The 12,379-nt window shown below is 38.1% G+C and carries 13 protein-coding genes and 1 pseudogene; 11 read left to right on the top strand and 3 right to left on the bottom strand.

Features of this window, described 5'->3' with window-relative positions; genetic code table 11:
* The first annotated feature begins 559 nt into the window (after nt 1-559).
* Genes BT797_RS03590 through BT797_RS03570 form a run of 5 tightly spaced genes read left to right on the top strand, consistent with a single transcriptional unit; the run spans nt 560 to nt 4,153 of the window.
* The gene (locus BT797_RS03590) at nt 560-1,363 is read left to right on the top strand and encodes an MlaE family ABC transporter permease (RefSeq protein ID WP_075471095.1); all 804 of its coding nucleotides are present in this window, start codon (nt 560-562) and stop codon (nt 1,361-1,363) included.
* Between the two features lie 7 nt (nt 1,364-1,370).
* Nucleotides 1,371-2,111, top strand: coding sequence for an ABC transporter ATP-binding protein (locus BT797_RS03585; RefSeq protein ID WP_045109394.1), 741 nt, complete (start codon nt 1,371-1,373; stop codon nt 2,109-2,111).
* 38 nt (nt 2,112-2,149) lie between these two features.
* Nucleotides 2,150-2,602 (top strand): outer membrane lipid asymmetry maintenance protein MlaD, encoded by a 453-nt coding sequence (gene mlaD, locus BT797_RS03580; RefSeq protein WP_045109393.1) that lies wholly within the window; start codon nt 2,150-2,152, stop codon nt 2,600-2,602.
* Nucleotides 2,603-2,655: 53 nt separating this feature from the next.
* Complete coding sequence (locus tag BT797_RS03575) at nt 2,656-3,309, top strand: MlaC/ttg2D family ABC transporter substrate-binding protein (RefSeq protein WP_045109392.1); 654 nt, start codon at nt 2,656-2,658, stop codon at nt 3,307-3,309.
* Nucleotides 3,299-4,153: an MlaA family lipoprotein gene (locus BT797_RS03570; RefSeq protein WP_082293666.1), complete on the top strand. Its 855-nt coding sequence runs from the start codon at nt 3,299-3,301 to the stop codon at nt 4,151-4,153. Before BT797_RS03575 ends, BT797_RS03570 begins: the two co-directional genes overlap by 11 nt.
* A 59-nt stretch (nt 4,154-4,212) precedes the next feature.
* Here the strand turns inward: BT797_RS03570 and BT797_RS03565 are convergent, their stop codons facing one another.
* Both BT797_RS03565 and BT797_RS03560 read right to left on the bottom strand, forming a co-directional pair.
* Nucleotides 4,213-5,223: a CNNM domain-containing protein gene (locus tag BT797_RS03565; RefSeq protein ID WP_045109390.1), complete on the bottom strand. Its 1,011-nt coding sequence runs from the start codon at nt 5,221-5,223 to the stop codon at nt 4,213-4,215.
* Nucleotides 5,224-5,359: 136 nt separating this feature from the next.
* Nucleotides 5,360-5,824 carry a hypothetical protein gene (locus BT797_RS03560; protein WP_075471094.1) on the bottom strand — a complete coding sequence of 155 codons (465 nt, stop codon included), beginning with the start codon at nt 5,822-5,824 and terminating at the stop codon, nt 5,360-5,362.
* Between the two features lie 143 nt (nt 5,825-5,967).
* On the opposite strand from BT797_RS03560, the gene BT797_RS03555 reads away from it, so the two are divergent.
* The 5 genes from BT797_RS03555 (at nt 5,968) to BT797_RS03535 (ending at nt 10,029) form a co-directional block, all read left to right on the top strand.
* On the top strand, nt 5,968-6,285 hold the full coding sequence (locus BT797_RS03555; protein WP_045109388.1) for a DUF6172 family protein: 318 nt from the start codon (nt 5,968-5,970) through the stop codon (nt 6,283-6,285).
* 198 nt (nt 6,286-6,483) lie between these two features.
* On the top strand, nt 6,484-7,152 hold the full coding sequence (locus tag BT797_RS03550; protein WP_045109387.1) for a DNA-methyltransferase: 669 nt from the start codon (nt 6,484-6,486) through the stop codon (nt 7,150-7,152).
* A 2-nt stretch (nt 7,153-7,154) separates the two neighbouring features.
* On the top strand, nt 7,155-7,445 hold the full coding sequence (locus BT797_RS03545; RefSeq protein WP_045109386.1) for a YkgJ family cysteine cluster protein: 291 nt from the start codon (nt 7,155-7,157) through the stop codon (nt 7,443-7,445).
* 395 nt (nt 7,446-7,840) lie between these two features.
* A complete protein-coding gene (locus BT797_RS03540) occupies nt 7,841-8,695 on the top strand; it encodes a sigma-70 family RNA polymerase sigma factor (RefSeq protein WP_045109385.1) in 855 nt (284 codons plus the stop codon).
* 410 nt (nt 8,696-9,105) lie between these two features.
* Nucleotides 9,106-10,029 carry a patatin-like phospholipase family protein gene (locus BT797_RS03535; protein WP_075471093.1) on the top strand — a complete coding sequence of 308 codons (924 nt, stop codon included), beginning with the start codon at nt 9,106-9,108 and terminating at the stop codon, nt 10,027-10,029.
* A 2-nt stretch (nt 10,030-10,031) separates the two neighbouring features.
* Here BT797_RS03535 and BT797_RS03530 read toward each other — a convergent pair.
* Nucleotides 10,032-11,291: pseudogene (locus tag BT797_RS03530) on the bottom strand (D-amino acid dehydrogenase).
* A 134-nt stretch (nt 11,292-11,425) separates the two neighbouring features.
* Between BT797_RS03530 and BT797_RS03525 the strand changes: the two are divergent.
* Nucleotides 11,426-12,379 (top strand): LysR family transcriptional regulator (locus tag BT797_RS03525; RefSeq protein WP_075471092.1); only part of this gene is annotated, 954 nt, incomplete at its 3' end.

The following is a 12,379-nucleotide window of genomic DNA, read 5'->3' as shown; positions in this document are numbered from 1 at the left end:
TTCGTCTTCATTTACGCTTGCTTTCACTTACACGTACCTTTCACATACGTTATTCATCTTCATTTACACTTGCTTTCACTTACACGTACCTTTCACATACGTTATTCATCTTCATTTACACTTGCTTTCACTAACTCGTATCTGTCACATACGTTATTCATCTTCATTTACATTTACATTTACACTATTCGTTTTCACTTACACTTGCCTTCTTTACTAAGTCGCACCTGTCACGTACGTTACTCATCTTCTTTTACACGTATCTGCCATGCACGTTATTCACTTGCACTTATTCACATACTGTAAAGGTAGTAGGAATAAAATATCCAGTCGACCTAATTACAAATATAGTACACCGTCATTTATTTGCGATAAAATTAACTAAAATAAGTTATATAAAACATACAAATTTGAATGAATGGCCATGTTAGTAATAATTAGATCGCTTTTTCAGTTCATTTTTGGCACATTAAACAATTGATAATATTCTAAATTCCCTGATTTGATAACAATTATTAATAATAAACGTCAAACAGCTCTAATATATTAAGGAGTATGCATGTCTCGAGCTATCTTTTTGAGTAGCCCATTAGCCCAACTTGGCCGTGCGGTCATGACTTTACTCCAACGTTTTGGTAAAGTAGCGCTATTCCTATTGCATGGGATAACACATATGTTTTCTCGTCCTTGGCAATGGCGAAGAGTGCTTGAACAACTCTATTTTATTGGAGCAAAGTCAATTGTTGTTATTTGTGTGACAGGTCTATTTACCGGTATGGTCCTCGGGTTACAAGGCTATTATACCCTATCTCAATTTGGCTCGACTGGTTTACTAGGTTCTGCAGTCGCACTTACCCTTATTCGCGAATTAGGTCCTGTGTTAACCGCAATAATGATTATCGGTCGTGCAGGCTCAGCAATGACTGCGGAAATTGGAATTATGCGTATTTCAGAACAAATCGATGCGCTTAAAACGATGACTATTGACCCGATTCGATTTCTAGTTAGCCCACGCATCATTGCCGCACTGATTAGCTTTCCGTTATTAACCGCTATTTTTGATACCGTCGGTATTTTTGGCGGCTATCTTACCGGGTCTCAATTATTAGGCATTAATCCCGCTATTTACTTCTATCGTGTAGAAAACAGCGTCCTAATGGCTGATATAATGGAAGGTTTTATTAAATCATTATTTTTCTCTATTACTGTAATAACGGTATGCTGCTACCACGGTTATTACACTCATACTCGCCGTAATAATTTTGGCGCAAAAGGCGTTGGATTTTCAACGACAACTGCAGTTGTACAAGCAAGTATTCTAGTGCTTGTCATTGATTATATTTTAACGTCTGTCTTATTATAGGAAAGCTATGAATATTCCACTTATTCAATTTTGTAATGTCAGTAAAGCATTTGATGGCACTCAGGTATTAAATAATATCAACCTCAGTGTTTTTAAAGGCGAGATAACGACGATCATCGGTAAAAGTGGCGAAGGGAAAAGTGTTTTACTCAAGCATATTATCGGCTTATTAACTCCTGACTCTGGCTCTATTCTATTCAATGGCAAGAGTTTATCCGAGCATGCAAAAACAGAAAAACAGAATTTAAAGAAGAAATTCAGTTACATGTTTCAAGATTCCGCACTGTTTGACTCAATGACTGTATATGAAAATATTGCTCTACCCTTACAAGAAGCAAGTAAATTAAATAAAATAGAAATACAACAGCGTGTTGAAAAACGTATGACACAGCTAGATATCTTAGGTACAGAACAGCAATACCCAGGACAACTATCTGGAGGTATGCGAAAAAGAGTCGCTCTAGCACGCGCACTCGTCACAGAACCTGAAATTATCTTATTTGATGAACCGACTACAGGGTTAGATCCAATACGTAAGAAAGCAGTACATAAAATGATTGCAGACTATCAACGTAAACTCGGATTTACCGGTATCATTGTAAGCCACGAGATTCCTGAGATATTTACGATTTCTCAACGCATTGCACTGCTTAATGAAGGTGACATTATTTTTCAAGGTACTCCTGAACAACTAAACAATGATGAAAACCCTGTTATTGCAGAATTTGTCCATGGCCACGAGTCATAATGACTCAAGATCGATCAACCTATTTAATTGGAACTGTTATGAAAAAATCATCCATCGAAACCTCTGTTGGTATATTTGTACTGATAGGTATACTCTGCGTCGGCTACCTGACTATTAAACTCGGTAAAATGGAGCTGCTAGGTGATAACTACTATAGTGTTTACGCAGACTTTAATTCTGCAACGGGCCTGAAAGGTGGTGCTAATATCGAAATGGCGGGCGTGAGAATAGGTCAAGTTGAAGATATTATATTACTACCAAATATTAAAATAGCACGTGTAAAACTAAAAATTGAAAAACGCATAAATCTCTCGGTCGATGTCATGGCATCGGTAAAAACAGCTGGATTACTCGGTGACAGATACCTATCCCTTACCCCTGGTGGTAGTGATGAGCAACTACAAGAAGGTGATAGCATCGAAGAAACAGAATCTGCACTCGATATTGAAGACCTTATTAGTAAATACATATTTAGTGGCGACAGTAAATAATTATATAAAAGATGAGTAACAGTATGTCAAATAACTTCATTATGAGAAATCACATGAAAAGAATAATCGTTTTATCTATTTCAACATTGCTACTATTTACAACGACAGTGCGCGCACACGTTGATGAAAATATCAGCCAAGCAACCGCATTAATTGATGGCGCAATGCAAAAATCATTAACGATTATTAATGACCCAAGTCTCACAACTGAAGTTAAACGTAAAAGATTATGGCCAATTGTGACGACTTATTTTGACTTTACGTTAATTTCAGAGTTAACGTTAGGTAAATTTGCAGCTGATTCGACGCGCCCTCTTGGTGATTACAGCGATCGTCGTTTTACAGATAGCCAACAAGAACAATTTACTGACGCCTTTACTATCCATCTTGGTAACTTATACTTAGACAGACTTAATGATGCAAGTAAGTTTACTGTATCACTGACTAGCTCCTCTGCAATGAGGCCAATAAATACGATGCAACGCGCTCGTGTAAACAGCTTAATTAATAATAAAACAGCGATCGATTACTCACTACGCTTAAAAAATAATGAATGGCGTATCTATGATATTAAAGTGGAAGGCAGAAGTTTAATCAATTCATTTCGTAAGGAATATTCTGCACTATTACTGAAAAAGACACCCGATGAATTATTGACATTACTTAATGAAAAAAACCTAGCCCATACGGAAAATAATGCAGAATAATAAGTTTTCCCGTTCATTGACAGTGCCGTTATTACTGCTTATCTTAGTGGTGGGCGGTTGTGCAACCCCGAAAAACAATAAAGAAAGCGCTGAAATCCCCCTCGGATTACAACAAGGTCAGCCTATACCGACTTCCGTAAGTTCAACACCTGATTATATTGAAGATGATGGGCTTTTTACAGAAGAAGATGATGATCTATTTTATGACGATAGTCCCACTGAGATAGATAATAGCGACAAGATTTCAGACCCCTTCTATTACTTTAATATGGCGATGTTCCATGTTAATGATAAGCTTTTTTTTTGGGTACTGCGTCCGACAGCAATAGGTTATAAGGCGATTACCCCACAGTTTTTTCGTGTCGGAGTTGCCAACTTTTTTCACAATATAGCCATGCCGATTCGATTTACCAGTAGTCTATTCCAAGGTGATATAAAATCGACAGGGACTGAACTAGGACGCTTCGTCGTAAACTCGACGGTTGGCCTTTTAGGGGTGATGGATCCAGCAGCACATTACTTGGATTGGCAACCAAATAATCAAGATATGGGATTAACCTTAGGTAAATATGGCATAGGTAATGGCCCCTATATTGTGTGGCCAGTATTTGGCCCCTCGACTCTAAGAGACAGTGTTGGACGTGGTGCGGATTACTTCCTTAGTCCACTCACCTATTTACAACCCGACAAGCTGTCTATTACTGTTCAAGCTGTCGATAAGGTAAATGCAACATATTTTAGCCTTGGTGATTATGAAGCCTTTAAGCAAGCTTACATAGACCCTTATGCACGAATGAAAGAGTTTTACCTCGAATATCGTGCAGACAAAGTCGCTGAAGAATAAGGTTCCTTACAGATACAAGAGCGAGGTAATCATCCTCGTTTTTGTATCTTACGCTTTAATTATTTAGCTAATCGCTTTAACCATTTAGCTTTGGCTATCTTACGCATATCAACATTAGTATCACTTTCGTCGACAATTTCTCGCCCAAGAATGGTTTCTAAAATGTCTTCCATCGTCACAATACCTAACCAAGTACCTAACTCATCATGAATACTGGCGAGGTGGTTCCGTGAACGCAACATATCATTAAATACATGCTCCGCATTTTGTGTCGGTAAATAGACTTCTAAGGGCTTTGCAAGCGCCAATAATTTAGTCTCCCCCTCATGATGTAAAATATCTGATTTATGCACGTAACCAAAAAACTCATCATTACTCAATAACGGTAACCGACTAAAAGGAATGGTTGTCATTAATGCTTCAAAATCATTAATATTCATATTTGCATCAACATAAGAAACGACACCACGCGGCGTCATGATATCTTTCACTTTAATATTATGTAAATCCAAGATATTACGAATAACACGACTTTCATCTTCATCGATATCATTGGTGTCTTTTGCTACATGCGCCATAGCTATAATTTCCTCGCGCATATCGATATTATGACTATAGCCTTGACCAATACGACGTGTAATTTGCTCTGACATAAAAATAAACGGTTTTAAGCATACAATCATCACGTTTAAAATAGTGACACTTGATGGAGCAAGCTGACGCCAATAAGTAGCACCAATTGTTTTAGGTATAATCTCCGAAAGAACAAGAATTAATACCGTCATGATCGCAGAAGCGATACCTAAATACGCACTACCATACATAGCCGTAACTTGCGCACCGACACCTGCAGCACCCGCAGTATGGGCGACGGTATTAAGTGTTAAAATAGCAGCCAAAGGGCGGTCAAGGTTATCTTTTAATTTACCTAATTTTTCTGCAAGTATCGGAGTTTCACATTGCATTTTAGCGATATAGCTTGGTGTCATACTCAGCAATGTTGCTTCTAATATTGAACAGACAAACGAAATCACAATCGAAATTGCAGCGTAAACAATTAACAGTGTCATTTTTACCTTCGATAATAATATTTATGAAAACAATAATTATCATAACCATACTTACTTAGCAAAACAATGCTACGTAATATAGCGTAAAGTTTTGTATATTAATAACTTACACTACTCTACATATCTGTGGCACCCCCTAATTATCATTAATAAATTTGATATTTTTTAAAAATCGCAACTTTAAAAGTTTAATTTTCGCTAATAAATCATTCACTTCTTGTCGCCCTATATCTGCCCCTCGTGCATTTTTAATCGCCATATTATTATAATCTAGTTCATCATCATGCAAACAGTGTTCACTGATTAGTTGCCACAGATATTTGACCTTGTTAAATTTGTTATCTAAATTTTCTACATCAATATTGAGCTGGTCTAATTCTTCTACTGCGAGTTTGGCAATCAAATAAGTATATTTTTCATCATCTTCATTAGTCCAATTATTTTTATCCAGCAATATGTTATAGCGATCAATATGATAGTTAAGTAGGTCGATATTATGTGTATAAGATTGATAAGCATCCCGCCAATTCCGACCACTGCAATAACTAGCCTGAACAGAAAAAGTAAATAAAAATAAGATAATTAAGAAAGCATACTTCATAATCAACTCCACGATAATTTGTCACAAGAAAACTCAACCCGATTAAAAGTGCAGACAAAGTGTACTGTTTGCCACATTTATTCTTTTCCCTGATATAATTAACCTATGTTATGAAATATTCCGTAATTCCTTAAAGGGTAAAGATGAAAAAAACGTTTGTATTAAACCACCCAAAAATTGTTCCAGCTCGCCAAGTTGAATCTATCAAAAGCGAAATCAGAAAATACATTAAAAGAGAACGTAATAAGGTTCTACCTAAAGGTGTAGATTACTGGGACTTTGATTGTAAGTATGGTGTAACAGAACAAGAAGCGCAGGTTATTCACCTTTCTGAAATCAATAAATCAATTGATAGCGGTGACCTAAGCAAAGATGCATCTTTCTATGTTGAAGTGTTGGTAAAAGATGGCATTCGCGTGATTAGTGAAGATGACGAAGATTTAGATTACGGCGAAGAATAATATCTAGGGCATTATGGCCTGAATTCATATCCCCAAAATACGTGTCATACTACTTGGGGGTATGCCTTTCAATTAAAATCTCCCTCTATAAATGTCCATTCGATATAACACACTCATTACTACTGTTTGCAGCCGTTACCTGATAACATGGCCGCTCTATGCCATGCAGGTAACTGCGAACAGATTGAAATAATATAAATGAAGCTACATAAACTTGATGCAGTAGACTGGTTAAAAACGCTTCCTAGTGAAAGTATTGATTTAGTCATCACAGATCCTCCTTATGAATCCTTAGAAAAACACCGAAAAATTGGTACAACGACGCGTTTAAAAAATAGCGCCAGTTCGAGTAACCAATGGTTTAGGATTTTCCCGAATAGTGATTTTCCTGCATTAATTGAACAGATTTATCGCGTGTTGAAAAAAAACAGTCATTTTTATTTATTTTGCGATCAAGAAACAATGTTTGTGATTAAACCGATCGCTGAAGACTTCGGGTTTAAATTTTGGAAACCAATTGTCTGGGATAAATGTGCTATTGGCATGGGTTACCATTATCGTGCACGTTATGAATTCATTTTGTTTTTCGAAAAAGGTAAACGTAAATTACATGATTTAGGCATGCCTGATGTATTGCAAGAAAAACGGGTTTGGCGTGGCTACCCAACCGAAAAACCAGTGCCACTGATTGAAAAACTCATAACGCAAAGTTCAAGCGTTGACGACCTCATTATTGATCCCTTCTTCGGTTCAGGCGCGACCTTGATTGCAGCAGCTAATCTTGGTCGGCAATCTGAAGGTGCAGATATTGCAGCTTCAGCTCATGAGTTTGTTAATAACCGTATTAAATCGGTAGAAAAGGCATAAGAATGACGATTGAAATAACAAACCTACCAACGACCGAAATCACCTGCTCTAACTGTGAAGCCTGTTGCTGCCGCTTAGAAGTTATGATCTTAACCGATACTGGCGTGCCAAAACGCTACATTGCAACAGATGAATGGGGTAGTGAAGTGATGGCACAGAGTTATGATGGTTGGTGTGCCGCACTCGATAGAGACACATTGATGTGTAGTATCTATGAAAACAGGCCTTGGGTATGTCGTATATTCGAAATGGCTTCATATGAATGTATTGCCGAACGTGAAGAGCACATGTAAGCCGCACTTTTTCAGATACGAGCCTATTCAATCTTAATCTAGATTCTTAGATTGATTAGGTCTCCTTCCTACTCAATATTTTATGTAGAACCTGCGTAAAGTACAGATATTAAATAGTCCAAGTGACAATTTAATTAAGTATTTAATTTTAAATACTTAATTATAGATAGTAATTACTAAAAACTGGTCTGACATCACTCCTATTTGTTCCGTTCTTTTAACCCATCCACAAGATGACCCTTTTTTTATTTATATCACTATCTATATTTTTCAATTTGGCCGATTATAATTAGACAAGTTGTCATGAAATATAAATTTCTTCATCTGTCATAGAGTTACGTATTTTTTACAGGGATAAGTGAGTATCGCTAATAAAATACGTTGGGGGTTAAAAAATGGAATTATTTAACGAATCAAACGCATTAGATCTTTACATGCAACAAGTAAATAAAAACAGCACTTTACTTACCAAGGAAGAAGAATACGATACCGCTATTTCCGTCCATGAAGGAGATAAAAAAGCACGTCAACGTATGATTCAATCTAATTTGCGATTAGTAATCAATATTGCAAAACGTTATCAGCATACGTCATTGTCACTTGTTGACATCATTCAAGAAGGTAATACCGGATTAATCCACGCCGTCGAAAAGTTTGATGCAACAAAAGGATTTCGCTTTTCAACTTATGCAGTATGGTGGATCAAGAACAACATTGAACGTTTCATCATGAATCAATCACGTACAATCCGCGTACCTATTCATATAGGTAAATCTTACAAACGCATTTTAAAAAATGCCCGTGAAGAGTCACTTGATCTGAAATGTAATCAGGATCTACGAAAAATTGCAGTAAATCTCGAAATCGAGTTTGAAGACGTTGTTGGTGTTCTAGCTTATTATTTTACAGAAGCAAGCTTAGATAAAACCATTGAAACCCAAAATGATTCAAGTACTGCACTCGTTGACCTGATTGAAGATAGCTCTATTTGTAAACCCAATGATGAAATAGAAAATACCGATACATCTAGTTACTTAATTGAAGTCTTAAGCCATTTATGTGATCGTGATAGAGAAATTATAGAACTAAGATTTGGCCTTGGTAGAGAAGAACCACAAACACTACACGCCATTGGTGAGCGCCTATTTATGTCTCGAGAACGAGTACGCCAGATTATTACCGCAAGTTTACAAAAAATAAAACCTGAGTTGTTAGTAAATAACGTCAATCAGCAAGATTATCTAAACTAATCAATAGTTCCTAAACTAGTTAAGAGTACAATATAAAGACAGCCTTGGTCAGGGCTGTTTTTTTGCTAATAACAGAGTGGTTATTAGAATCACACTTTATGGTGCACTGATCTTGATACGAAATACCTTACCATCTAAGCCATTATGACGATGGACATTAACACGTACATAATCATTATTATAACTGTCCTCATAACTATCTACATAATAAGTACCTAAAATATCTTGTAATACAGTAATCTGGGGTAATCATCACCCATATCACTATTCAGAACATCATAAACGGTGAACGGTATTCCCGCACTCACACCAATTAATAACTAAATCCTATCAATAAGAAATATTCAATCGATTTTATAAATGTTAATACATACGTTAAATTTAACTCTGACCTTTTTTAGGAGTTTAATATGAACCACATAGCCAAAAATACCTTAACTAATATTGCCAGTTGCAACGCCAGCATGCCGATTAAAGATGCGGCACTAGTGGTTGAAGGCGGTGGTCAACGCGGTATTTTCACAGCCGGAGTATTAGACAGCTGGTTAGCGCAAGATTTTAACCCGTTCGCATTATTGATTGGTACTTCTGCAGGCGCTCAAAATTTATCAAGCTACATGACCAGACAATCTGGGCATGCTAAACGCTCAATCATGCAACTATCCAAGCATCCTGAATTTTTTAATATGAAACGAACGCTGATGGGACGTAATACGGTTAACCTAGATTGGTATTTTGACAAGGTTAATGATGCGGATCATCAACTCAATATGGATTGCGCACAAGCACAACTAAAAAACCGTCAACTGCTCTTTTCTGCAACCAACATCAGTGGGTTCAGTCCTACTCTTTTTGAGCCCACCGCTGACAATTGGCTCACCATGTTAAAAGCATCGAGTGCATTACCCTATTTATATAAAAAAGGCGTCGCAATTGGCGATGAACATTACGTTGATGGAGGGGTATCAATGCCCATTCCCATTCAAGAAGCGTATCATCGAGGCGCTAAAAAAATCATTGTTATCCGCACCGTACCAGCACACCATAATACGCGCTCACCGTGGGCACATAAACTTAAATCTTGGGTATGCAGTTCACAACGCTGTCCGAAAGTACTGGATATTATTACCGGTCATGAGAATTCATATAGTGAAGCAATCGACTTTATACATAATCCACCAGATGATGCAAAAATCATCGAGATTGCTCCACCTGAAGCCTTAGAAAGTCGGATGTTAGGGAGCAGCGATCAAGCACTGGCAGCCGATTATCAAATGGGCTATGAAATGGGTTCTCAATTTTTAGCAAGTCATCATGTTGCCTTGTTTAAGTAGCATTAATGACCATAACGGTAAACATCCAAATCACGGCTATCAATATCTGGCGCAACCCCACTGACTACATCTGCAAGATAACGAGCCGAACCACATGCCATGGTCCAGCCCAATGTGCCATGACCACAATTAGTAAATAGATTGGCCACGGGTGTCTTGCCAATAATAGGTGTGCCATCGGGTGTCATTGGTCGTAAGCCAGTCCAGAACTCAGCTTTGCTCATGTCGCCGGCATTGGGAAATAAATCCTTGATAACCATCGCGATGGTCTCTTTTCGAGAAGCCGTCAAATCTAAATTATAACCGGCTAACTCTGCCGTACCAGCAACTCTAATTCGTTGGTCAAAGCGCGTTATCGCTACTTTATAGGTTTCATCCATGACTGTTGATACTGGTGCTTGCGCACTATCAACAACAGGTACAGTCAACGAATAGCCTTTTACCGGATAAATAGGCAGCGCTAACCTGAAAGGTGACAACGTTGATGATAATAATGTTGATGAATAACAGCCCAGCGCTACAACATAGGCATCCGCTGTTAATTCCCCGACACTGGTATCAACCGAACTAATTTTACCGTCATTGTGATTGAGCTTATTGACGGTTACCCCAAATTTAAATTTAACACCCGCCGCTTGTGCTAATGCAGTAAGTTGCTGACAGAACAGATAACAATCACCAGTTTCATCATCGGGTAAACGTAATCCGCCCACAATTTTATCTTTAACGCCAGCTAATCCAGGTTCGACCGCAATACAGCCTGCAACATCTAACGCTTCATATGAAGTCCCGCTATCCGCCAATATTTTAATGTCTTTCGCTATACCTGATAACTGGGATTCATGACGAAATACCTGCAGGGTACCCTTTTGCCGACCTTCATAGTGAATATCTTGCTGCTGACGTAACTCAATCAAACAGTCCCGACTGTAATTAGCAATACGTAGCATTCGCGCTTTATTTATTTCATAGCTCTGCTGATTACAGTTAGCTAACATTTTTGCTGCCCATAAATACAAATCAGGTGATAGTCCTGGTTTTATTTTTAATGGAGCATGTTTTTACGCCAACCATTTGATGGCTTTCACCGGAATACCAGGTGCAGCCCAAGGCGAAGAATAACCGTAAGAAATCTGCCCAGCATTAGCAAAACTAGTCTCCTCAGCCCCCCTTGCCTGACGTTCAATGACGGTCACCTCATGGCCAGCTTCTGCCAGATACCACGCCGACGTTAATCCAATAACTCCACAACCTAATACCATCACTTTCATTTTATACCGACCATCACCAATAAATAATACGGCTAGCATAAGGAGGTTACATTTACTTAACAATCCATAAGTATTAACATCAGCCTTTAGATAAACTAAACGCAAAATCTAGATTGGAGCCATTGATGATAAAAATTAACAATAATCTATTATCCGGTTTAGCGACATTTACGGCGACGGCCAGTTGCAATAGTTTTACTCAAGCCGCTGAAAAGCTTCATATCACTACTGGTGCCATTAGCCAGCAAATAAAACAGTTGGAACAAAACCTTAAATTGACCCTATTTGAACGCCATTCTCGTGGTATTCGTTTAACTTCAGCGGGATATCAATTACATCAAGTAGTCGAACAAAGTTTAACGAATATTAGAGATGTCATTAGCCAGTTACAACAAGTTAATCGCCATGCAGGTGAGGTGCATCTTAAACTCACCCCCTCTTTTGCATATAAATGGTTAGTCCCCCGCTTACAAGATTTCTATCAACAATACCCCGATATCAAGATCCATACCTTTGCCGAAGGAGCACTAGTGGATCATACCGATACTAATTTTGATCTGGCAATCGATTATGGCCAAAGCCCCTATCAATCGAGTGATAAAAAGATTAACGCTGAATTGTTATTGGCAGAGCAGTTATTGCCTGTAATGAGCCCGCAATATATGGCAAAGTTTGACTGGGATATGACCAATAATAATAACCAAATTAACAATAGTGGCAGCTGTAATTTCTGGAAAACGATTACGCTCTTACATGATGCAATGCCTTGGCAGCATGCTGATAAAAACGCTGAATGGCAATTTTGGTTACAGCAAATATCTCTCGAAACGCCAAAAACAAAACAAGCAAACACAGGAAAGAATGTGCTCAGTAAGCATGGGCATTATTTTAATCGTACGGATATGGCAATTGCAGCCGCGGCCGCAGGATTAGGTGTTGCATTAGCCCGCTGTGCACTACTTGATAATGATTTATCCACAACGGGTCTAGGCAAAGCAGGTTTAGCCTCGCCTTTTAGTCCTATCGATGCACAAGCTGGATATTACTTGATCCAACATCATCACTCGCCCGCCCGCCCG

It is taken from the genome of Moritella viscosa (assembly GCF_900120065.1).
Lineage (GTDB): Bacteria > Pseudomonadota > Gammaproteobacteria > Enterobacterales > Moritellaceae > Moritella > Moritella viscosa.
The sequence above is the reverse complement of the archived record's forward strand: the minus strand, read 5'-3'. Positions and strand labels throughout refer to the sequence as shown.

What these genes read in the sequence shown, in the direction of transcription:
- BT797_RS03550 (WP_045109387.1), top strand. Translation starts at nt 6,484, where the DNA reads ATGAAGCTACATAAACTTGATGCAGTAGACTGGTTAAAAACGCTTCCT.
- BT797_RS03560 (WP_075471094.1), bottom strand. Translation starts at nt 5,824, where the DNA reads ATGAAGTATGCTTTCTTAATTATCTTATTTTTATTTACTTTTTCTGTT.
- mlaD (WP_045109393.1), top strand. Translation starts at nt 2,150, where the DNA reads ATGAAAAAATCATCCATCGAAACCTCTGTTGGTATATTTGTACTGATA.
- BT797_RS03555 (WP_045109388.1), top strand. Translation starts at nt 5,968, where the DNA reads ATGAAAAAAACGTTTGTATTAAACCACCCAAAAATTGTTCCAGCTCGC.
- BT797_RS03540 (WP_045109385.1), top strand. Translation starts at nt 7,841, where the DNA reads ATGGAATTATTTAACGAATCAAACGCATTAGATCTTTACATGCAACAA.
- BT797_RS03590 (WP_075471095.1), top strand. Translation starts at nt 560, where the DNA reads ATGTCTCGAGCTATCTTTTTGAGTAGCCCATTAGCCCAACTTGGCCGT.
- BT797_RS03535 (WP_075471093.1), top strand. Translation starts at nt 9,106, where the DNA reads ATGAACCACATAGCCAAAAATACCTTAACTAATATTGCCAGTTGCAAC.
- BT797_RS03545 (WP_045109386.1), top strand. Translation starts at nt 7,155, where the DNA reads ATGACGATTGAAATAACAAACCTACCAACGACCGAAATCACCTGCTCT.
- BT797_RS03565 (WP_045109390.1), bottom strand. Translation starts at nt 5,223, where the DNA reads ATGACACTGTTAATTGTTTACGCTGCAATTTCGATTGTGATTTCGTTT.
- BT797_RS03570 (WP_082293666.1), top strand. Translation starts at nt 3,299, where the DNA reads ATGCAGAATAATAAGTTTTCCCGTTCATTGACAGTGCCGTTATTACTG.
- BT797_RS03575 (WP_045109392.1), top strand. Translation starts at nt 2,656, where the DNA reads ATGAAAAGAATAATCGTTTTATCTATTTCAACATTGCTACTATTTACA.
- BT797_RS03585 (WP_045109394.1), top strand. Translation starts at nt 1,371, where the DNA reads ATGAATATTCCACTTATTCAATTTTGTAATGTCAGTAAAGCATTTGAT.